Source organism: Kitasatospora sp. NPDC059722 (genome assembly GCF_042733235.1).
Taxonomy (GTDB): domain Bacteria; phylum Actinomycetota; class Actinomycetes; order Streptomycetales; family Streptomycetaceae; genus Kitasatospora.
On sequence record NZ_JBHWGD010000047.1, the window covers coordinates 46456 to 66574 of the forward strand.

Sequence of the window (20119 nt, forward strand, 5' to 3'; positions counted from 1 at the left end):
CCGCGTGCTCGTCCCCGGCGCGTGGAGAGGCGTTGACTCCACACCCCCCCGCGCCCCCGCGGGCGCCCGCCCCCCCCCCCCCCGCGGCCCCCCCCCCCCCCCCCCACTTCGCAGCGGTCTGGAAGTAGCCCGCCCCGCCCCGCCCGGGCCGGCCCGCCCTAAAAGACGCGGCGGCGGGAAGGCGCGGCCGGGCCGCCCGGACTGCCGGCCGGCCCGGAGGCGGTGGCGAAACGGGCTGTGGAGCCGATGACGGAGTTCGATATCGCCGAGCTGCGGCGTCCGCGCGCCGCTCGGTGGCCGCAGAGGTGACCGGGTCTCAGCCGATCCGGAAGGTGGCCGACACGATCTGGAAGTAGCGGTTGGCCTCGTCGAGGCGACCGGTCGGTGCGGAGACCCAGAAGTCGTAGCTGCGGCCCTGCTCGGTCCAGGAGATGTCCTGCACGCGCCGGGCACCGAATCCGTCGTCCGGGTAGCCGTTCCAGGTCCACAGCCACAGGGCGGCGTCGGCGGTGCCGTGGAAGACCGTGGGCTGGACGCTGCCGCCGCGGTAGCCCGGGTTGGTCCGCGGGCCGGCGGCGTCCTGCTTCTGGAGTTCGGCCAGCATGCCCTGACCGCTCGGGGTGGTGGGGTGGACGCCGATCCGGAAGGCGTGGTCCGGCGAGAGGTAGAAGACCCGGCCGGCGGCGTCGGTGTCGCGCACCCAGCCGTCGGGGACGGCCAGCGAGAAGCCGGCCGGGTCCCGGCGGATGCTGGACCCGGCGGGGACGGCCACCGGGCCGGTGCCGCCCGGGACGGCCGCGGAGGACGCGGCCGGGGACGGCCCGGCCGGGCTCACGGACGACGCGCCGGCCGCGCCTGCCGGGGACGACGTCGCCGGGGACGGCACCGGTTCGGCCTGTGCCTCGTGCTTCCCGGGGCGCAGGCCGGGGTCCAGGACGAGGACACCGCCGGCTGCGGCGGCCGTTGCCAACGCGGCGGCGACGCTCCAGCGGAGTCCGGTTCGGCGGCGGGTCCGCCGCACGGCGGGGCGGGCTGCGGGCGCGGCAGGCAGCTGATCCCCGGCGAGGGCCCCGGGTGTGACGAGCGTGCCGGGAGGCTGCGCCACGGTGTGCGCGCCACTTGCGGCTGCGGGCCCGGGCACGGCGTGAACGGGGGCTCCACCGTTCCTGACGGCCAGGCCCGGGCCGTGCTCCGTCCTGCCTGCCGGCTTCGCGCACCCCGCCGCGGTGTCGTCGAGCAGCAGCTCCGCGACCTCGGCCGTGGGCCGCTCCAGCGGTTCCTTCTCCAGCAGCGACCCGATCAGCGGCGTGAGCGGACCGGCGCGCAGCGGCGGCTCCGGCGGGTCGGCGGCGATCGCCATGACGGTCTCGATCGCGGTCGCCCTGCGGAACGGAGACAGCCCCTCCACGGCCTGGTACAGGGTGACGCCCAGCGCCCACAGGTCGGAGGCGGGGGTCGGGGTGCCGCCGCGGACCAGCTCCGGTGCCAGGTAGTCGACGGATCCCACCAGTTCGCCGGTCCTGGTCAGGCTGGAGGTGCCCGCGATGGTGGCGATGCCGAAGTCCGTCAGCACGACCCGGCCGTCGAGCGCGAGCAGGACGTTGCCGGGCTTGACGTCGCGGTGCACGACGCCGGCGGCGTGGGCGGCCCGCAGCCCGGCCAGGATCTCACGCCCGATCCGGGCGGCGTCCGCCGCGGGTAGCGGCCCGTCCTCGGCGAGGACCGCGGCAAGGGTGCGGGAGGGGACGTACTCCATCACCACGCAGGGGAGCCCCTCGTGCTCCACGACGTCGTGCACCACCACGACGTTGCGCTGGCTGATCCGGGCGGCGCTGCGCGCCTCGCGGAGGGTCCGCTCCAGCAGGGTCGCGGTCTCCTCGGGCGACAGCTCCGGGCGGATCCGCAGCTCCTTCACGGCCACGTCGCGGCCCAGCAGCTCGTCCTCGGCCCGCCACACGGTTCCCATGCCGCCGCTGCCGATCCGCTCCAGCAGCCGGTACCGGCCGGTGATCAACCGGTCCTCGCCCACCTGGGCACCTCTTTCGTCCTCTGCCCGCCCGCCGCGGTGATCCGCCCGTGACGGGTGATCCCCGAGATTCTCGGCCGCCGGGGGCGCGGACGCCAATTTCCGGGGAGATCCCACCTTGTTCCCGTGCGTGCCCGGGCCGGCGTCCCGCAGCGTCGTGCCGTGCCGGCACGCCAAGGAACCGACCAGCGACGCGGGTGGCACCGTCGGGGCGGAGCCCGGTATGCAGATCTCCGGCGCAGACGAGCCCGAGCACGGCGAGCCGCCGGCCGGCCGTCAGGAGGCGGTGCCTGCCCGGCCGCGGCCCCCTACGCGCCTTACCGCACCGCCCGCCGCCGAGCCGCCCTGCCGCGTCGGCGCCGCCTGCCTGCTGCTCGTCGGTCTCGTGCCGCGTCGTCGCCGTACCCGTCGGGCTCCTCGTCGCCGCACGCCGTCTCGGGCACTGTCGTTCGGCTGCGCATGACGATCAGCCCGGGTCGGGCGGTGCCGTCCTGGTGACGCCCGCGCAGCGTGAGGACCCGCACGCTGGTGGTGATCTGCTCCAGGGCCGGGGTGCGCACGACGACGAACCGGGAGCGGTAGGCCAGGCGTTGGGCAGCGCCGCGCCGGGGTCGTTCGGGTGAGGGCAGCGCGGGCCGTTTGCGGTCGACGAAGCGTCGCCATCTCTCCCAGGTGGCGGGCGTTGCGTCCCCTGTCCGAGCCGCGGGCTGACGGACGTCCGGCACCGGCCGGGTCCGGCCCACCAGGCCCGCTGCGCCGTGCCTACTGGTCGAAGCGCTCGGCCTCGGCGCTGTGCCCGGTCGTCCGGCGGCTGGGCCTCTGGGGAACGGCCGTGGCCTCGACCACCCGCTCGCAGGCCATCGGCTGGGCCGGGGTGCGGTCAGGACTCGGGGACGATGGCGAGTTCGGCTTCGGTGGCGCGGGTCAAGGCTCCGTGGCATGAACTGCCGGCGCATCCTGGGCATTGCGGTGTCGATGTCGTGGCTGTCGCCGGCGCCGCGAGATTTCGGCGCGCGCCTCCGATAGCGGTCGGGGGCAGTGGGCCGGTGGTCGCCCGAACGCCTGCGGCGACCTGCCGCTGCCGGACGGCCGTGCGGCCCGTCCTGTCGGCGGTGGGCCCGGCCGGTCCCGGAAGGGGATGCGTGAGCCGACGACGGAGACACGGCACACTCCCGGACGATCACCTTCCATGACGATGCCATCACTGTTGGTTAACTTATCGCGCGGGTTTCTCGTTGCCGTCGCACGACCAACCGAGAGCGGGCGAAGGATGCGGACCGGAACTCCCAGCCGTGAAGAGCGCAACGAGGCGCAGCCGAGAATCTGGCGCAACGCGCTGTCACCGCAGGACTGCCGCGCCGCCGTCGAGGCCATGGCCCGGTCCGCCGCCATCACCGGCCCGGTGCTGCGCCGCAGCGAGGACGTGGTCGACCTGAGCATGCGCAGCTGCTCGGAGCACCTGCTGGCGCCCGAGCGGTCGAAGCCGGTCGTCGCCGCGATGCGGGAGGTGGCACGGAAGACGATCGAGGACGAGGGATGGCGACGGGCCGCACTGGACGGCCCGAAGTTCTGCAGCTATGCCGAGCGCGGACTCTTCCGCGCCCACCGGGACAGCTCCGACGACCCACTGGATCCCGCCGTCGTCCGCCATCGACGGCTGTCGATCGTCTGCCTGCTGAACGACGCGACACCGCACGACGGCCTCCCCTCCTTCGATGGCGGAGCGCTGGTCCTCTACGTTCCCCGGCCCGACGGCACCGTGGCGCCCGAGAACATCCGGCTGGAAGCCGGCTCCATCGTCACCTTCCGCTCCGATGTGCTGCACGAGGTGCGCCCGGTGCGCACCGGCGTGCGGTACTCGGCGGTGGCGTGGCTCTACGACGTGGACGACAGCAGTACCAGCGAGGAGAAGCGATGAACAACCTTCACGACGAGCTGAACGACCGTCTGGAACTGCGGATCACCACCGATCTCCTCGGCGAGTACCGGCCGGAGCTGGCCCACTTCCTCAGACGGCTCGGCCTCGGGCACCTGCTCGACGAGGTCCTTGTCCCGCTCACGGCGAGGGCCCGCACCAGGATCGCCGTGGCCTTCGAAGAGCGTCCGTGGCCGCCGTCCGGCATCGGTGCGAGGACCCTGCGCGGCGTGGCGGTGGCGGTGGTCAGCGACAACGGGCAGTCGCTGCTCACCCCGGCGTTCCTCTCCGTGCGGGACGCCACCAATGTGGGGCTGGCGGCGGCGATGACGAAGTTCCTCTTCGAGGACCTGGCGGGCGCGGGCGTGGACTGGGTGTCCCTGTTCGTCAACGAGCAGTCGGCGGTCGTCTCCGGTGAGCTCGCCGACGTCGGCTTCGTGCCCCGGCAGGCCCGGATCCTGACCGGCGGGGCCGAGTTCACGGCGTATTCGGCGAGCCCGCCCGCGGTGCTGAAGGAACTCGGCCTGGACGCCACCCGTCTCGGCGATGCGTTGGCCCTCAACCTCGACCGGGCCCGGATCTCCCGGCTCACGGGATTCCACCTCGCACTCGCGGCGGGGATCGCGCCGCACTGGGCCGGCGACACGCGGTGGGCCGAGGTGTTCCCCGGGTTCGACGAACTCCTGATGACGTTGCCGCCCGGCGGCATCACGGGCACCCCGGGACCCACGATCGGCATCGGGGACGAGCCCGTCGAGTGACCCCGACCATCGACGTCTTCATCCGGTCCTACCACCGGGACCGGCAGTGGCTGGCCCTGGCGCTGCGCTCCATCGCCCTGTTCGCGTCGGGCCACCGCCAGGTCGTCGTGGTCGTGCCGCGGTCGAGTCTGGAACGTATGGAGCCGTCGGCGATCGAGTCGACGGGCGTCCGTCTGTCCACGTGCCGCGACTACGCCGACGACTACCTCGGCCAGCAGATCACCAAGCTCAACGCGGACCGCTACACGGACGCGGACATGATCCTGCACCTGGACTCGGACCAGGTGTTCACGGCGCCGTGCGAGCTGACGGCCCGTCTGTTCGACTGCGGCCGGCCACGGATGGCCTTCGACTCGGGCGGTGCCCGGCCGGAGTCGGACGGCTGGCGGCGGTGCCCGGCCGCCTTCTTCGGTGAACCGGTGCGACCGGACGTGACCGAGCCGCCGCCCCTGGTCGTCCCCCGGCACGTGTATGCCGGGCTCCGTGCCCACTGCCGGGACGCACACGGCCAGTCGATCAGCGACTACGCGCACGCCGCCGGGTTCGGCAGGTTCTGCGAATTCGCGCTGCTGCGCGGGTTCACCCTGACCCGGGAACCGGAGCGGTACACCTGGGTGGACACCGCCCGGCACGGCCGTCTGCTGCCGGAGTGCCGAAGCTTCTGGAGCCGGGCCCGGACGCCCGCCTCGGTGGTCGGCGACCTGCCGCCGGAGCTCGCCGCCGCCGGTCCGCAACCCGCCGTTCCACCGCATCGGTGACGCCGGCATGCGCTCCTCGGTGCCCGTTTCCGTCGTCGTCTGCGCCTACCAGGAGGGTGACCGCGTCACCGAGACCATCCGGTCGGTGGCCAGCGCGTGCGTGCGGCCGCGGCAACTCGTCCTCGTCGACGACGGCAGCACGGACGGCGGCTGCGAGCGGGACTGGCCGTCGTGGGTGCGGACGCTGCGCGGGGACCATGTCGGCGTGGCCGCGGCCCGCAACCGCGGCGCGCGGGCTGCGGACCAACCGGTCCTCGTCTTCCTCGACGCCCACTGCGCGGTGGACGACCGGTGGCTGACACCGCTCGTGGCCGCGCTCGAGCGCACGCCGGACGCGCTGGTCGGACCCGCGGTGCGGGACGCCTCCGACAGCCGGTTCGTGGGCTGCGGGGCCGAACTCGTGGACGCCCTGCTGACCTACCGCTGGCGCCCGGTGGCCGGACCCGGACCCATCGAGGTCGGTCTCCTCCCCGGCGGCTGCCTGGCGGTCGTCCGGGACCGCTTCCTCATGGAAGGAGGCTTCGCGGCCTTCAGCGGATTCGGGCTGGAGGACGTGGAGCTGGCGCTGCGGTGGTGGCGCGCGGGGCGTCCCTCGCTCGGCATCCCCGGGGCCGTCGTCACCCACCGCTTCCGGACGCTTCCGCCGTACCGGCCGCAGCAGCAGCCGTGGCTCCAGAACATCCTGCGCACCGGGCTCTTGCACCTGCCCGGTCCGCAGCTGCGGGCTTCCGTCCTGGCCTGCGCACGCTTTTCCACCTTCCCCGGCGCGATCGCCACCGTCCTCGCCGAGCCGTGGGTGGCGGCGCAGCAACGGCTCCTCACCACCGAGCTGCGGCCGATCGCCGACTACCTCGACCAGTGGGCACCCAGGGCCTTCGGCCCCTGAGGCCGGATCCACCTCGTCGCGTCCGTGTCGGCCGTGCCCGGGGTCCGATCGGCGGGAAGGCGGGCTCGGAGCCGGTGCTGCGGGGAGGTCGTCGCCGCCACGCCCGGAGAGCGGGCCGCCTCCTGCCGCCCGCCTCTTGCCGCCCGCCCCGACGAAGCGGGATCGCCGCAGCCGCCGAGCCGATCGCCGCGCGCTCCCGCCCGTGCAGCGGATGCGGGCTCAGCTGCCCGACAGCGTCCTGCGTTTCCCCCCAGCCCTCACCTCTAGCAGGTGACGGTGGTGTACCAGCCGTTCTTGGTGGTTTGTTCGTAGCGCCAGTCGACGCCGTAGTCGACCGTCGGCTTGGCGTGCAGGTAGACGGCGTGGTCGATGAACACGTACAGCGGGCCGACGCCGTTGATGCGCACCGCCGGGCACACGGTGGTGACGTAGGAGCCGCAGTTCTCGTAGTAATGGTTCATCGCACGCCCGCCGGGGCTGGACGGGTCGAAGCTGGTCCAGCACGAGCTCGCCTGCGGCCAGTTCGACGGGTATTCGCCGACCGGCCCGTAGATGACCTCATTCGTCTGCGTCGCGTTGCCGTGGACGTAGATGACCCTGGTGCCGGTACTCGGGGCCTCCGTCGGAGCTGCCTGGGCAGGTGCGGCCCCGGCCGCGAACACCGGGACACTGGCCAGGACGATCGAGGCCATCGTGACGGCACCGACCGCGAGTGCATTGAGTCCCTTGCGCATGCTCTCCCTCCAAATGCCGCTCCCTGCGGCACGGTTGCCCATGCTGTCAGGGATGCGTCATGATCACCATGGGGGCGGGGCCCGGCCAACCGTGATCACAGGGCGCCGCAGGCCACCTCGCGCCGCCGTTCGGTCGGCGGTTCGGCCCGGGCGTCCGCAAGCCCTGGGTACCCGGCAGCCGTCAGGAGACGCGCTTGAGCTGCCAGGAGTTCTTGTCGAAGCTCGGCACCGAGGAGTGCTGGCACCCGGAGCTGTAGAAGCTGCTCACGATCGTCCAGCCGGCCGGCGGCCAGGTGAAGGCGCAGGCGTTGACCACGGTGCCGACCGGGTAGCCGGTGAGCTGCATGATCTTCTTGGTGTTGGGGTTGAAGCCGGTGCCGCAGCCGGCGCTGTTCCACCACTGGGCGTCCACGAAGCCGTCCGGGGTGAGCGATGACGAGCAGGTCGTGTCGGTGCTGCCGGGCGCGGCCTGGGCGGTACCCAGGGTGAGGGTGAGGGCGGCAGCGGTACAGCCGAGGGCCACCAGCCGGTTCAACCGGCCTCAGCTCCTCCCCGCCCGCCCGGTTGTCCGCCGATCGGGTGACGCACTGTCAGTCCGGATTCGTATCGTCATGGCATCGATGCGCTGAGTCATCAAGTGAAGGGTGCAGAGGTGGGCGAGAACGCTGTCCTTGCCGAGTTGCGTGAGCGGTTGCCCGTCATGGCAGGGGAGTTCGGGCTGCAACTGATCCCGGCAGTGCCGGAGGACCACCCCGGCCGGGCGGACGTGGACCACGAGGCGATAACGCCGGAGGAACTCTGTGCTCGTGCGCGTACGGCAGGTGCCCGGGTGCTGTTCCACAGCACGATCGTGTTCGACGCCGAGAGCTTCCTGGAGGACGCCTTCGACGAGGACGACGGCGAAGGCTCCGACGCGCCGTCGGACGCGGTCGAGCGGCTGCGGCGGCGTGCCGGGCGCCGCAACGGCCAGATCGAGGAGGTGCAGCTGTGCGTGGTCCTGGACGGCATCGCGGTGTTCTGGTCCCGCCGGGCCGCGTGGGTGGCCGACCTGGAGGCCGAGGCCGAGGAGGCCCGGTACGAGCAGGACGGTGCCGTCGAGCACGTCCGTACGCGCAGGGCGCAGGACGAGGAGGCGGAGGTCACCCGCATCTCACGCCTGCTGCAGGACGACCCGTCGTTCCGCGAGGCCAAGGACCCGCAGGCGCGACGTCGCGCAGCCGAGCGCCTCGTGCCACGTCCGGGCGAGGAGGAGTATGAGGCGAACCGAATCCGGTGGCGCGCGGTCCAAGAGGCCATCCACGCCGTCGAGGAAGCCGCGGACGCCATTTTCGGCGAATACATGATCCGGCTGCCCGAACTCGCCGACGAACTGGTCGCCAGCGGTGTTCTCGACCGCGCCCGCACCATCCCGGCCCGCAAGAGCCACCTCAAGGAATTCCTGCGCAGGCGTTCCGGCGGCTACGCCCCGCCGGTCGACCTGATCACCTTGATGATGGAGCTGCCCCAGCTGCGTGACTCCTCTGGCCCCAAGGCCGCCTCCCTCACCCGGCAACGGCACGAGACGCTGTTCCCCATCGAGCAGGAGTGAGCTGCCCTCCCGACACGCGTGTGCGACGTACTGAAAAGGCATGGCAGTGTTGGGAGGCGTAAGGTCTCCCTAGCGTTTCGACCCAAGTGAATAGGCGTGAAGCTTGTGAGTGTGTTCGTGACGACCGGTCAGGCCGGGTCGGCGCTGGGGTGCTCGATCCCGACGGTGAAGAAGCTGGTGGCCACCGGTGTGGTGCCGGGCGTGCGCGAGCAGGGCCGGCAGGTGTTCCCGCTGGACGCGCTCCAGCAGTTGCAGGCCCGGCCCGCCGCCGACCTGACCGCGCTCGGCGCGCCCGAGGTCGCGGTGCTGCGCTCGGACGCCCCCGCCCGGGTCGACGAGCCGGACCGTGACTGGATCGGCTTCGGCACCGGGCTGGACCAGGCGCAGCTACTGGCCGCGCTGTCCGGCTGGTGGCGGTGCGCCCCGGTCCGCGTCGCGGCCGGCGCGGTCCTACCGGTGACGGTGGCGGGGTTCGTCGTCGCGGTGCTGACCGGCCTCACCGAGTGGGAGTCCGACGGCACCGCCGGCAGCACGGGCCGCTACCGCTTCCCGAAGGCCAGGCTGGCCGGCTACCTGACCGACCTCACCGCCCCCGCCAACGCCGCTGCCCCCGCCGACCCGGAGGACGCACGCCTGGCGGGCCTGCTGCTCGGCACCCGCCTGGCGTCGGTGTCCGGCGGCCCGATCGCCTACGTCACCACCAACCCGACCACCGACACCGCCGACGAGGGGGAGTGACCCGCTAATGGACCGCAAGACGTACACCGCCGAGCTCGCCGGTCTGCGCGAGCTGCGCGCCGGGATCACGGCCGCCGAGAAGGCGGTCGCGGCGGCGCAGAAGGAGCTGGACAAGCTCGCCGCCCAGCGCTCGCGCCGGGTCGCCGGGCTGGCGGGGTACGAGGGCGCCCAGGCCGCGCCGATCGCGAAGGCCTCCGGGCTGTCGGTCGGCGACGTCGTGCGGATCGCGCCGCTGCTGGACCCGACCCCGGCCGCCGTCCGCACCGCCAAGACCGAGAACCAGGCCGCCGCCGCCGCTGCGCCCGCCCCGGCCCCGGAGACCGAGCCGGTCGACGAGCCCGCCGTCGCGGTCGCCCCGGCGTTGACCCGCCCGGCCCCCGTACTCGAGCAGCCGGCCCCGGCCGCCCCGGCCGCCCCGGTGACCGAGGCGCCGAGCGAGGTCGAGGACCAGGCCGTCGCCGAGCAGCCCGCCCCCGCCGCTGCGCCGGTCGTCCCGGCGCTCTCGGTCGCTCCGGTCGCTGCCGCGCTGCGCCCGGTGGTCGAGGCCGGTCCGCGCGAGCTGCCCACCCTCCCCGAAGGCCCTGCCGGTGCCCGGTTCGAGGCCGTCACCACGGGCCTGGTCTCCAAGCGCCCCAACTTCACGCAGCAGGCCCGCTCCACGGTGTTCCTGGACGCGGCGGCCGGGATGCTCGCGGTCCGCGACCAGGTCGTCCGGGTCGACCTCGGCGCCCGCACCCCGGGTGAGATCCTGGACGCCGTTCTGGCCGCCGCGCCGGGCACGGAGCGGGTCTACATCACCGCGGGCGCCCCGTGGCACGACGGCGCCGAGCGCTACTCCACGCTCAAGGACGCGGTCGCCGCCTGGCTGAACACGCCGTCAGAGCGCTGGACGACGGCGGTCGGCTCGGGCCGGGACAAGCTGGCCGGGCACTTCGTCCACCAGCGCCAGCCGGTCGGCCGCTACGCCCCCGCGAGCGCCCCGGACAGCGCCACCACCGAGATCCGGAGCATGGGGGAGTGGTTCGATCCGGACGGTGCCGACGTCGTGACCTGCCGGGACGCGTTCCGGCTGCTGTGGCAGGCGCTGCGCCGCCACTGGGACGACGCGGTGCTGATGGGCTCGCCGTCGCAGACGGGCCGGGACCTGTGGTCGCGCACGATCCCGACCACGGGCAAGTGGGCTGGCGGCTACCCGGTGCTGTCCGAGGAGCTGCGGGGTCTGCTGCACGCGACCGGTGGCCAGGGTCGTACCGAGCTGATCCTGCCCCCGCGCGTGCCGGAGCAGCTGCCCGCCCTGGTGGAGTACGACCGCACCTTCGCCTACGCGAAGCACCTGTGGAAGTCGCCGGTCGGTACCCCGCGCCGGATCACCGCGGCCGCGTTCGCCGCGATGTCGGAGGCGGAGCAGGTCAAGGCGCTGATGTCCTGCTCGCACTGGAACATCAGGGTGACCGTCCCGCAGGGCTGGGACCACGTCGGCCTGCTGCCCGCGCCGGTGACCGGTGACCGCGCCTGGATCTACCCGGCCACACCGGGCGCCACGTTCACCACCTGGGCGGGCGGCGCGGAGATCCACCTCGCCCTGTCGAACCACATCGCGCCGTGGCGGATCGAGGTCCTCGGTGGCCTGCTGTTCGAGGACGGCAAGCCGCTCGACGAGTGGGGGAAGCGCCTCAAGGCGGCCTGGGCGGACCTGACCAACCTCTCCAAGCTGCACGGCGACGAGCGCCAGCGCACCGCCGCCTACCTCGCCAGCCGCGCCGTCCGGTCGGTGCTGCTGTTCGGCCTCGGCAGCTTCGCCCAGCGCCCGCGCCTGGTCTCCGGCACCACCCCGGTCGGAGAGACCCTCCCTGCCGGGGTCGAGATCCTCGGCCAGGACGGCGAGGTGGTGACCTGGCAGCGGCAGGCCGGCTTCTCCCGCGACCCGTACGCACACCCGGAGTGGGCGGCCTACGTGTGGTCCGGCGCCCGGGCGGCGCTGCTGGACATGAAGTACCGCCAGGGCAAGGAGGTCATCGGCTACGCCGGGGCCCTGCACGCCAAGCCCGGCACGGTCGTCTACTTCGGCACCGACGGCATCGCCCTGACCGAGCGCCAGCCCTGGCCCTACCGGGGCGAGGTGGGCGACTACCTCCTCAAGGGCCACCTGACCGGCCCGGTCGAGCCCCCGACGTCTCAGGAGCAGTACCTCAAGCTGCGCGGCCTAAGCCGCGCCGAACTCGCCGCGAAGGGGGCCGACCAGTGAGCCCGGCCGACCCGAACAACCCGAACGAAGCCGCCCGCCTGACCCAGGAGCTGATCGACCAGGGCTACACCAAGCGCCAGGTCGCCAAGCTGCTCGGCCGCGACGCCAGCTTGGTCAGCCAGTTCTTCACCAAAGGCAAGGGCGCGAGCATGGTCAACGCGCTGCGCCAGGTGGTTCGCGCGGTGCGCGGCGGCGAGCGCGACACCGAGGCCCTGTCCGGGATCGCGGAGGCGAACACCACCCGCCGCCGGACCAAGACCGGGCAGAAGGCCCGGGTGCGCGGCAAGGACACGGTCGGCGAGGCGGGCGGGTCGATGGCCGGCCGCGCCGGGAAGCAGGCCATCAAGTCCGGTGCGAGCCACCTCGCCCCCGTGGTGCACGAGACCGGCCAGGTCGGCGGCCGCCTCGCCTTCACCGTCCGGATGAAGGCCGACCAGTACGTCTACAGCGCGGGCTCGGAGCAGGACTCCGGCGGCATCCGGCGCGGCTTCGTCCCCCGCTCCGACGGCACCGAGGAGCGCACCTACGGCTCCGCGTCGACCGGCGGGTTCGACGCGGCCGAGTGGTCCCAGCGGGTGGCGGACCATCACGGCGACGTGACCGAGGCGATGCGCGCGTGGCTGGTGGAGACCGGCCGCGCGGTCGAGGACGCCGACATCGCCTACCTGGAGGTCCGCGCCTGGGTGCCCCCCGAGCCCCGGTAAGGAGCGCGCGGCTGTGACTGAGCGCTTCATTTGGCGGCTGAGCAGCCCAGTCGGCGGAACTCCAGCCCGGCCCGGACGGCACCTGGGACCGTTCGGATCGTTGTCACCTGGGCGCGATACCGCGGTGCGTGGCCCCGCCCCACGGCGGGGCCGGCGCTTCTGCGGCATTCTCAGGCCGTCACCGTCACCGTGGTGGTCTCGGGGCTGGCGCTGTTGCCCTGGTAGACGGTGTCGCCGCTGTAGACGGCGGTGATGGTGTGGGTGCCGGTGGTGCGGAAGGCGGTGACGGTCCCGGTCGCCGCGCAGGTGCCGAGGGAGAGGAACAGGTGTCCGGTGCCGAGGGTCGTGCCGGTGGTGGTGTCGGTGAACGTGACCGTGCCGGTCGGCCTGGTCGTGGCGCTCGTACTGGCCGGGCAGACGATGTCACTGAGCACGACCGGAGCGCCGACCCGGGTGCGGGAGGGCATCGCGGTCAGGGTCGTCTTCACGGGCTTGCCCGGGGTGGTGTAGCTGATGGTGATGCTCGGGGCGGCGCTGGTGGCGGTGGGGCCGGTGCCGCCGGCGGGGACGAGCGACGAGCCTCCGCCGCCGCCGCCCCCGCCGCCGCTCGGACTGATGAAGGGGTTGATGTTGCCGCCGCCGCCTCCGCCGTAGTAGCCGCCGGCGCCGGCACCGCCGGTCAGGGAGGCGCCCGGGCCGCCTCCGGTGCCGCCGGTACCGAGCGTGCCGGGCCCACCGCCGAAGAACCCGCCCCCGCCGGTGCCGCCGGCCCCGCCCTGGGTGGACGTCCCCGCCCCGCCGCCGTGTCCTCCGTTGCAGGTCGCGTCCGTGCCCGGCTGGCCGGCGTCTCCGCCCGCGCTTCCGGTGCACTGGCCGGCCCAGCCGGCTCCGCCGCCGCCCGCGGCCACGATGAGGCGGGAGTCGGTGGTGGTGAGGGGCGTGGTGCCGGGCTGGGTGCGGACGTCGGAGGCGCCGCCGCCGCCTCCGCCGAAGTGGGTGCTGCCACCGCCGTTGAAGCCGCCGGTGCACTGCGCGCTACCGGCGCACTGGCTGCCGCCGGTGGCGGTGCCGCCGACTTCGACGTAGAGGGTCTGCCCCCCGGAGAGCCCGGTGAGGGTGCCGGACACCTGGGCGCCCCGGCCGCCGCCGACGCCGTTGTCCTCCACGCCGCCGGCCCCGCCGATCGCCGTGACGTCGACCTGCGTGACACCGCCGGGCACGGTGAACGTCTGCTCGGCGCCGGTGGAGGCGAACGTACAGGTGGTGGTGGGGCCGGACACCGTGCAGGTGCCCTGTGCGTGGGCGGGCGCGGGCAGCGCCAGCGGGGCGACGGCCGCAGCGCAGAACACGGCGGCCGCCACGGCCGCCACCCGGCTCCGACGCCCGGACGAACCGGCATGGTGCCCGTGCGTTGAGCTCGGCCGGTCAGCGACCTCGGACAGTGGGAACGTCACGATCAGCTCCAGAAAAGGGAAGAGGGTCTCTCGGCGAGGGATCGCCTTCCGTCACTGTCGATCACACGGGCGGGGCCGCGGTTGCCCGCCGAGCTGACACACCGCCGGTTCACACCGGCGGCCCCTGGCCGGGCGTTCGGCAGCACCCGAGTCCGAAGGTGCGATCACAGCCCCGAAGGAAGCGCACGGGTGCCGGGCACTGACTCGTCACCAAGCGCTCAGCCTCGCCAACTGGGGCACTCGGTCACAGCGGCCCCCACCACAGCCGCGTTGCTTTGTGTGACTAATTGCGCACGCCTTCGATCATGAGGCAAGCCCTGCTAATTTTGGCAGACATTCAGCTACAAGTAGCAGGGGGAGTGCTGTTCATGGCCGCCTTCTACCCGTTCGTCAGGGCCGCCGCCGGAGGGCAGGGCCCGCACCTGGGCCTGACGCCCAAGCAGACGTTCTGCCGGCGGCCCGTAATCGGCCCGACCGGCGAGCAGTTCGCCGCGGACGGGGACCTGGCCGACGTCCCCTGCCCGGAGTGCCGCGAGGACCTCGCGGCCTACCGTCTCCTGGCCGCCCGGAAGGACGAGCACACCCTCACCTGGAACCCCGAGCTCGTCCCGCTCGGGCGCACCACCGCCCTGCACGCACAGGCCACGCTCACCGCGGCCGAACTGCTGGCCCGCCGGCGCACGCGCCGCTGGGAGACGCCCGAGACGCAGCAAGCGGAGGTCCTGCTCGGCCTGCTGCGCGAGATCACGGACGCCCGGACGCTGCTGAGCGCGCTCAGCGACGACCTGACCCTCGCCCTGCGCGACCTGTGCCGTCCGGCCCCGTCCTGGGAGCGCATCGGCGAGGCACTGGGCGTCAGCGCCACCCCGGCCCGCCACCGCTACGCCCGGGCCGCCGAGGCAAACCCCGACCGGCCGGTGGCGTGCGGCATCGGCGGGACCGGCTGCGGCGACCTGCGCCAGGCACAGCTCCCCGACGGCAGCGACCCGTGGAAGCACCACGAGGACGAGCACGACGGAAACCCGGAACTGCCGCAGCAGGACGAGGACGAGTAGCCCTCCACCCCGCCCACCACCTCGCCCCGCACCACCCGGCACACGAAGGAGACCCACCGCCGTGGAGACCGCCACCGCTGAGCAGGACGCGCCGGCCGGGCTGCGCGCCCGGGCAAAGACACAACTCCCGGCGCAGCCGCTCGGCACGGTCAACCCGCTGCCGCTGCACTGGTTCCAGAAGGACGCGGTGGCGGCCGCGGTGCGCGAGGTGAAGGACGGCGGCCGGGCGACGGTGGTCGCCGCCACCGGCTCCGGCAAGACCCTCATCGCGGCCGGCTGCGCCCGGCGCCTGGCCGCTCGTGGGCGGGTGCTGGTGCTTGTGCCGACGATCGAGCTGCTGGAGCAGACCGCCGAAGCGTGGTCGCTGCGGGGCGGTCGCCGAGGGCTGGCTGTCGCGGCCTGTTCGCGGGAGGAGGCGCTGGAGAGCGCGGAGGCCGGCGGCCGCGTCCACGCCCAGGTCACCACCCAGGCCCCGCGGATCGCCGACCTGGTCGCCAAGGAGAACGCCAGCGAGCCGGTGACCGTGTACGCGACCTATGCCTCGCTGGAGCGCATCGTCCAGGCCCACCAGCTGTACGGCCTGCCCGAGTGGGACCTCGTCGTCATCGACGAGGCCCACCGCACCGCCGGTTCGGAGGGCAAGGCGTGGGCCGCTGTCCACGACGACGCCCAAGTCCCGGCGAAGCGCCGGCTGTACTTCACCGCCACCCCGCGGATCGCCGACGACCGGCGCGCGAAGGACGGCCTGGCCGACCTCGCCGACGCCGACGGCCAGGCGCTGCCCGCGCTCTGCTCCATGGACTCGGAGGAGATCTACGGCAAGACCGTGTTCACCTGGACCCTCGGCCAGGGCATCGAGCACGGCTACCTCGCCGACTACCGCGTCCTGGTCCCCGTCGTCACCGACGAGGACCTGCGCGAACTGCTCAACCTGCCCGCCGTCGCCGACCTGCGCTCCCAGCGCACCAACGAGGAACTGCTGCGCCTGGCCCTGCAGATCGCGGTGCTGCGCGCGGTCGCCGACCTTGGCCTGCGCCGGGTCATCACCTTCCACTCCCGGGTGTCGGCGGCGCGCGAGTTCGCGAGCACCCTGCTGGACGCCTCCGAACTGCTGGAGGACCCGGAGCGCCCGGAGCGGATCTGGGCGAAGGCCGTGGCCGGCACCGACCGGCTCAAAGACCGCCGGGCCGCCTTCGCCGACTTCAAGGCCCACACCGGCGACGACGGCGAGGAATGCGGCATCCTCTGCAACAGCCGACTCCTGACGGAAGGAATCGACGTCGCCGCCGTGGACGCCATCTGCTTCGCGGACCCCAAGAGCTCGGTCATCGACATCGTCCAGGCCGTCGGCCGCGCGCTGCGCCAGTCCTACCGCGAGGGCAAGGTCTCCTGGGTCATCATCCCGGTCTACCTCCCGACGCCGGAGGTCGGCGACGACACCGCCACCGCCCACCCGTCCGAAGTCCACGACGCCGGCGAGGCCGTGAAGGCCGAGGCCGACACCGAGATCGAGGCCTCCAGCTTCCGCACCATCTGGCGAGTCCTGTGCGCCCTCGCTGCGCACGACGCCCGAGTGGTCGGCCGGATCACCGAACTGCGCGCCAGCCGCTCGCAGGGCACCGCGCACACCACCGCGGCCAAGCCCGCCGAGAGCGAGACCGCCGAGACCGGGGAGGGCGAGCAGCGGCCGGCCCCGGTCGGGTCGCCGATCGAGTGGCTCAAGATCAACGCTCGGCAGCACGCCGCCCGGATCCTCCAGACCGTCAAGCTGCGCGCGTTCAACCCGCGCGCGGTCGAGTGGCAGCGGATGCACGCGGTCGCGGCGGTCTTCCACCTCCAGCACGGCCACCTCGACCCCACCGACAAGACGAAGCACGCCGAGCTGATCTCCTGGCTCACCCGCCAGCGCCACCTGAACGGCCAGGGTCTGCTCGACCCGGCCCGGGTCAGCGAGCTGGACGCGCTCGGCATGATCTGGTCGAAGAACGCCAACGCCTGGGAACGCGGCTACGCCTACGCCGCCGCCTTCCACCACCAGCACGGCCACCTGGCGATCCCCGCGACCGCGAAGCTGGACGACTACGCGGTGGGCGCGTGGATGCGCCGCCAGCGCAAGGCCGACAACCTCACGACCGACCAGATCGCGAAGCTGGACGTGCTGGACGAGCTGTGGCGCCTGGAGCCGGACTGGAACCGCTCCTACCGCCGCCTGCTCGCCTACCTCGCCGCCGGCGGCACCCTCGACGGCCCAGCGAACCGCACCGGCGGTGAGACGGATCCGGCCTTCCGCCCCGGCACCTGGCTGCGCAAGCAGGCGGGGGCTCGCACCGACGGAAAGCTGACCGACCAGCAGACCGCGCTCCTGGACGCGCTCACCCGGCACGCCGAGACCGTCACCGGCTGACCCGCCCCGCAAGACCCCGCCGTCCCGGCCCACCCCGGGCCGGGACGGCTGTCCGTACCCCGCTCCCGACTTCCGGAGGCACCGCGCGATGACCGACACCGCCCGCCCCGACCCGGACCCCGCCGCCCCGGCCCGCTATCACGGTCGTGGGCCTCGCTGTTGCGGGCCCGGGCCTGGGTGGTTCGGGTTCTACGAGTGCGAGGGGCTTCAGCGTACGACTTTGACACCGAAGTGCGTGCCGAGGCCGAGGGCGAGGCCGATGGCGCTGTGCATGTGGGCGTACATCTCCATGCCGCGGGCGGCGACGAGGGGGCCGAGGTCGAGGATGTCGTTCCAGCCGTACGCCTTGAGGAGGGTGGTGACGGTGTGTTTGGCGGTGGCGTCCTCGCCCGCGAGGAACATGGTGTGGTCGCCGTCGCCGATCGCGCCGGGGTCGACGACCGTCGCCTGTTCCTGGGTGACGAAGGACTTGACGACCCTGACGTCCGGCAGGGCGCGCTGGATCTGCTCGGCGAGGCTGTCGGTGTCGCAGGGGTCGAGCTTCGGCATGACGCCCCACGGGGTGGGCCAGGGGTGCTCCGTGGCGTGGTTGTAGAGGTAGGGGACGGCGTAGTCGACGAGGACCTTGCCGGTCAGGGCGTCGGCGATGCCGGTCAGCGCGTCGAGGGCGTGGTGGCCGTCGATGCCGTTGATGACGATCTCGTCGGCGGCGCCGGCCGCCTCGCCGAAGGGCAGCAAGGTGATGCCGGGGCGGTCGGCGAGGAACTGCCGGTAGGGCGGGTTGCCCATCATGTCCGGCTCGGTGCGGGCCAGCGTGGCCTCGGGGTCGCGGGTACCGACGTACACCTGGTGGCCGAGTTCGGCGAGCTTGGCGGCGTGGGCGCGGCCACCGCCGCCGGTGCCGAGGACTGCGATCTTCATGAGGTAACTCCTTGCGAGGTGAGGTGAGGTGAGAGTGGAACGGGCGGCCTTGCGCTACCGGGTCCGCTCGCCGTTGACCCGCCGGTCGATGTCGAGGGTGAGCCGCAGCGCGTCGAGCACGGAGGCCGGGGCGATCTCGTTGACGGCCCCGCCGCGCAGGCAGGCCAGCACGTGGTCGATCATCGCCGCGTACTGGTCGGCGGCCGGCAGCTCCAACTGCCGTGCGCCGTCGGCGGTGTACGCGGTGACGGTGCCGGACGGCTTGCCATCGAAGTCCATCGTGGAGAGCGACTCCAGCACGCCCCCGGTGAAGGTGGCCGTGTAGCCGCCGCGCGCACCCCAGGCCATGGGCATCAGTGCCGAGACCGAGTCGCGGGCGAACGCGCCGTCGAACCGGAGCGTCGCCTCGATGGAGGCGCTGTCCTCGTCGCGGGCGTGGGCGGTCACGTCGATGCCGTGCGGCCTGCCGAGAGTACGGGTGATGATGTCCATGTCGCTGTGCATGGCCTCCAGCGGCAGGGTCCGCAGGCCCAGGCTGGCGCCTGGCCACAGGGGCGCGGTCAGGTTCCACAGCGTGAGCTGTTCCAGGCGCCCGTAGGTGTTCTCGCGCACGGCGTCGAACAGGGCCCGGTTGGCCGGGATGAACCGCTCGAACATGTCGACGAACACCTGCTTGCCGCTGCGCTCGGCGGCCTCGACGACGCGCCGCGCGTCGGCCAGGTTGTCGGCCATCGGCAGCTCGACCAGCGCGTGCTTGCCGGCTTCCAGCGCCCGCAGCACATGCGCGGCGTGCAGCGGGGTGGGCAGGCAGATGTCGACCAGGTCGAACGAGGCGTCCTCGAACGCCCGGTCCGGGTCGGTGGACGCCTCGAATCCGAACCGCCCCGCCGCCGCGGCGGTCTTCTCTCGGTCGCGGCCGAACACGACCACCTCGACGTCGCCCCGCGCCGCGTACACCGCGGCGTGCGGCTGCCCGAAGCCGGTGCCCAGCAGTGCGATCCTCACGCCAGCACCTGCCCGGCGGTCGGCATCGAGAACAGACCGAAGCGGTTGCCCCGCGGGTCGACGATCCGGGAGTAGACCAGGCCGTCGGGATTGGTGTCCGGGCCGAACTCGACCTTCGCCCCCAGCTCGACCGCCCTGGCGGTGGTGGCCGGCACGTCGGTGACGAGGAAGTCGGGCATCAGGTAGTCGACACCGTCCGCCCCGAGGTCGTACATGCCGCCCGACGGCCACTGGTTGCCGGTGAAGACGTTGTGGTACCGCTTGCCGCCCGCGGTGTCGTCGAACACGAACCGCCAGCCGAACGCCGCGGAGTAGAAGCCCTCCGTGGCCTCGGAGTCGGTGGTGCCGACCTCGAACCAGGCGTACGAACCGGGCACCGGCCCGGCCGCCACCGGCTCGTCCTGCTCCCGGACCGGCCCGTCCCCGACGATCGAGAACACGTTGCCCCGCGGATCGGCCATCCGGGCGGACCAAGTCCCGTCCGGGGCCCTGGTTTCCGGGACGACGACGCTCGCACCTAGCTTCTCCAGCCGCTCCCGGTCCGCGGCGACGTCCGCCGAGACCACGCAGACGCTCACCCGCTCCTCCGGGCCGTCGGCGTCCTCGTGGATCGCGCCCATCGGGACCGGCGTCCCCGGCGCCGTGATCCGCATGCAGGCGACCGCGCCGACCGACGAGTCCGGGTCGGCGGCGAAGCTCCAGCCGAGCAGCGCGCCGTAGAAGTCCTGGACGGCCTGGCCGTCGGCCGTGGCGATCTCGAACCGCACGACGTTCCCCGGGTCCATGAAACCCATGACAATTCCTCCTTCGACGAGGGGGACCTCCGGCAGGGGACGGCGCACCGTCGCGCACCTGCCGATCGTCACACCCCACGGATCACCCCGCGCGTCCGTCATCGGCGGGTATGTCCACCACGCTAGGAGCC

Annotated in this window: 17 protein-coding genes; 10 read left to right on the forward strand and 7 right to left on the reverse strand. The window is 73.3% G+C overall.

Annotated features, from left to right (window positions below):
- Positions 1-316: 316 nt before the first annotated feature.
- Complete coding sequence (locus tag ACFV4F_RS26945) at positions 317-2029, reverse strand: protein kinase (protein WP_380506168.1); 1713 nt, start codon at positions 2027-2029, stop codon at positions 317-319.
- 1267 nt (positions 2030-3296) lie between these two features.
- Here ACFV4F_RS26945 and ACFV4F_RS26950 point away from each other — a divergent pair.
- The 4 genes from ACFV4F_RS26950 to ACFV4F_RS26965 are packed head-to-tail and all read left to right on the forward strand — an operon-like array spanning position 3297 to position 6346.
- Positions 3297-3944 carry a 2OG-Fe(II) oxygenase gene (locus ACFV4F_RS26950; RefSeq protein ID WP_380506171.1) on the forward strand — a complete coding sequence of 216 codons (648 nt, stop codon included), beginning with the start codon at positions 3297-3299 and terminating at the stop codon, positions 3942-3944.
- Positions 3941-4702 carry a hypothetical protein gene (locus ACFV4F_RS26955; protein WP_380506173.1) on the forward strand — a complete coding sequence of 254 codons (762 nt, stop codon included), beginning with the start codon at positions 3941-3943 and terminating at the stop codon, positions 4700-4702. The genes ACFV4F_RS26950 and ACFV4F_RS26955 overlap by 4 nt, the downstream gene beginning before the upstream one ends.
- Positions 4699-5460, forward strand: coding sequence for a hypothetical protein (locus ACFV4F_RS26960; RefSeq protein WP_380506175.1), 762 nt, complete (start codon positions 4699-4701; stop codon positions 5458-5460). The genes ACFV4F_RS26955 and ACFV4F_RS26960 overlap by 4 nt, the downstream gene beginning before the upstream one ends.
- Positions 5461-5479: 19 nt before the next feature.
- Positions 5480-6346 carry a glycosyltransferase family 2 protein gene (locus tag ACFV4F_RS26965; RefSeq protein ID WP_380506177.1) on the forward strand — a complete coding sequence of 289 codons (867 nt, stop codon included), beginning with the start codon at positions 5480-5482 and terminating at the stop codon, positions 6344-6346.
- A 263-nt stretch (positions 6347-6609) separates the two neighbouring features.
- On the opposite strand, the gene ACFV4F_RS26970 is transcribed toward ACFV4F_RS26965, so the two are convergent.
- Both ACFV4F_RS26970 and ACFV4F_RS26975 read right to left on the reverse strand, forming a co-directional pair.
- Entirely contained in the window at positions 6610-7080 is a 471-nt protein-coding gene (locus ACFV4F_RS26970) for a hypothetical protein (RefSeq protein ID WP_380506180.1), read from the reverse strand.
- Between the two features lie 181 nt (positions 7081-7261).
- Positions 7262-7615 (reverse strand): hypothetical protein, encoded by a 354-nt coding sequence (locus ACFV4F_RS26975; RefSeq protein WP_380506183.1) that lies wholly within the window; start codon positions 7613-7615, stop codon positions 7262-7264.
- 117 nt (positions 7616-7732) lie between these two features.
- Between ACFV4F_RS26975 and ACFV4F_RS26980 the strand changes: the two genes are divergently transcribed.
- The 4 genes from ACFV4F_RS26980 to ACFV4F_RS26995 all read left to right on the forward strand — a co-directional run bounded on the left by ACFV4F_RS26980 (position 7733) and on the right by ACFV4F_RS26995 (position 12355).
- Positions 7733-8668, forward strand: a complete 936-nt coding sequence (locus tag ACFV4F_RS26980; protein ID WP_380445882.1) for a hypothetical protein — start codon at positions 7733-7735, stop codon at positions 8666-8668.
- Positions 8669-8764: 96 nt separating this feature from the next.
- Positions 8765-9406, forward strand: a complete 642-nt coding sequence (locus ACFV4F_RS26985; protein ID WP_380445881.1) for a DNA-binding protein — start codon at positions 8765-8767, stop codon at positions 9404-9406.
- 7 nt (positions 9407-9413) lie between these two features.
- Positions 9414-11651 (forward strand): hypothetical protein, encoded by a 2238-nt coding sequence (locus ACFV4F_RS26990; protein ID WP_380445880.1) that lies wholly within the window; start codon positions 9414-9416, stop codon positions 11649-11651.
- Complete coding sequence (locus ACFV4F_RS26995; RefSeq protein WP_380445879.1) at positions 11648-12355, forward strand: helix-turn-helix domain containing protein; 708 nt, start codon at positions 11648-11650, stop codon at positions 12353-12355. The genes ACFV4F_RS26990 and ACFV4F_RS26995 overlap by 4 nt, the downstream gene beginning before the upstream one ends.
- A gap of 170 nt (positions 12356-12525) precedes the next feature.
- Here ACFV4F_RS26995 and ACFV4F_RS27000 read toward each other — a convergent pair whose 3' ends face one another.
- The gene (locus tag ACFV4F_RS27000) at positions 12526-13716 is read right to left on the reverse strand and encodes an Ig-like domain repeat protein (RefSeq protein WP_380506186.1); all 1191 of its coding nucleotides are present in this window, start codon (positions 13714-13716) and stop codon (positions 12526-12528) included.
- Between the two features lie 461 nt (positions 13717-14177).
- On the opposite strand from ACFV4F_RS27000, the gene ACFV4F_RS27005 reads away from it, so the two are divergent.
- Together ACFV4F_RS27005 and ACFV4F_RS27010 are read left to right on the forward strand one after the other, a co-directional pair.
- Complete coding sequence (locus ACFV4F_RS27005; protein WP_380506189.1) at positions 14178-14864, forward strand: hypothetical protein; 687 nt, start codon at positions 14178-14180, stop codon at positions 14862-14864.
- Between the two features lie 61 nt (positions 14865-14925).
- Complete coding sequence (locus tag ACFV4F_RS27010) at positions 14926-17268, forward strand: Helicase associated domain protein (protein ID WP_380506192.1); 2343 nt, start codon at positions 14926-14928, stop codon at positions 17266-17268.
- A gap of 207 nt (positions 17269-17475) precedes the next feature.
- On the opposite strand, the gene ACFV4F_RS27015 is transcribed toward ACFV4F_RS27010, so the two are convergent.
- Genes ACFV4F_RS27015 through ACFV4F_RS27025 form a run of 3 tightly spaced genes read right to left on the reverse strand, consistent with a single transcriptional unit; the run spans position 17476 to position 19988 of the window.
- A complete protein-coding gene (locus ACFV4F_RS27015) occupies positions 17476-18189 on the reverse strand; it encodes an NADPH-dependent F420 reductase (protein WP_380506195.1) in 714 nt (237 codons plus the stop codon).
- 54 nt (positions 18190-18243) lie between these two features.
- Positions 18244-19194 carry a Gfo/Idh/MocA family protein gene (locus ACFV4F_RS27020; protein WP_380506198.1) on the reverse strand — a complete coding sequence of 317 codons (951 nt, stop codon included), beginning with the start codon at positions 19192-19194 and terminating at the stop codon, positions 18244-18246.
- A complete protein-coding gene (locus tag ACFV4F_RS27025; RefSeq protein ID WP_380506201.1) occupies positions 19191-19988 on the reverse strand; it encodes a VOC family protein in 798 nt (265 codons plus the stop codon). The genes ACFV4F_RS27020 and ACFV4F_RS27025 overlap by 4 nt, the downstream gene beginning before the upstream one ends.
- Between the last annotated feature and the right edge of the window lie 131 nt (positions 19989-20119).

What these genes read in the sequence shown, in the direction of transcription:
- ACFV4F_RS26955 (WP_380506173.1), top strand. Translation starts at nt 3,941, where the DNA reads ATGAACAACCTTCACGACGAGCTGAACGACCGTCTGGAACTGCGGATC.
- ACFV4F_RS26990 (WP_380445880.1), top strand. Translation starts at nt 9,414, where the DNA reads ATGGACCGCAAGACGTACACCGCCGAGCTCGCCGGTCTGCGCGAGCTG.
- ACFV4F_RS26970 (WP_380506180.1), bottom strand. Translation starts at nt 7,080, where the DNA reads ATGCGCAAGGGACTCAATGCACTCGCGGTCGGTGCCGTCACGATGGCC.
- ACFV4F_RS27015 (WP_380506195.1), bottom strand. Translation starts at nt 18,189, where the DNA reads ATGAAGATCGCAGTCCTCGGCACCGGCGGCGGTGGCCGCGCCCACGCC.
- ACFV4F_RS26950 (WP_380506171.1), top strand. Translation starts at nt 3,297, where the DNA reads ATGCGGACCGGAACTCCCAGCCGTGAAGAGCGCAACGAGGCGCAGCCG.
- ACFV4F_RS27025 (WP_380506201.1), bottom strand. Translation starts at nt 19,988, where the DNA reads ATGGGTTTCATGGACCCGGGGAACGTCGTGCGGTTCGAGATCGCCACG.
- ACFV4F_RS27005 (WP_380506189.1), top strand. Translation starts at nt 14,178, where the DNA reads ATGGCCGCCTTCTACCCGTTCGTCAGGGCCGCCGCCGGAGGGCAGGGC.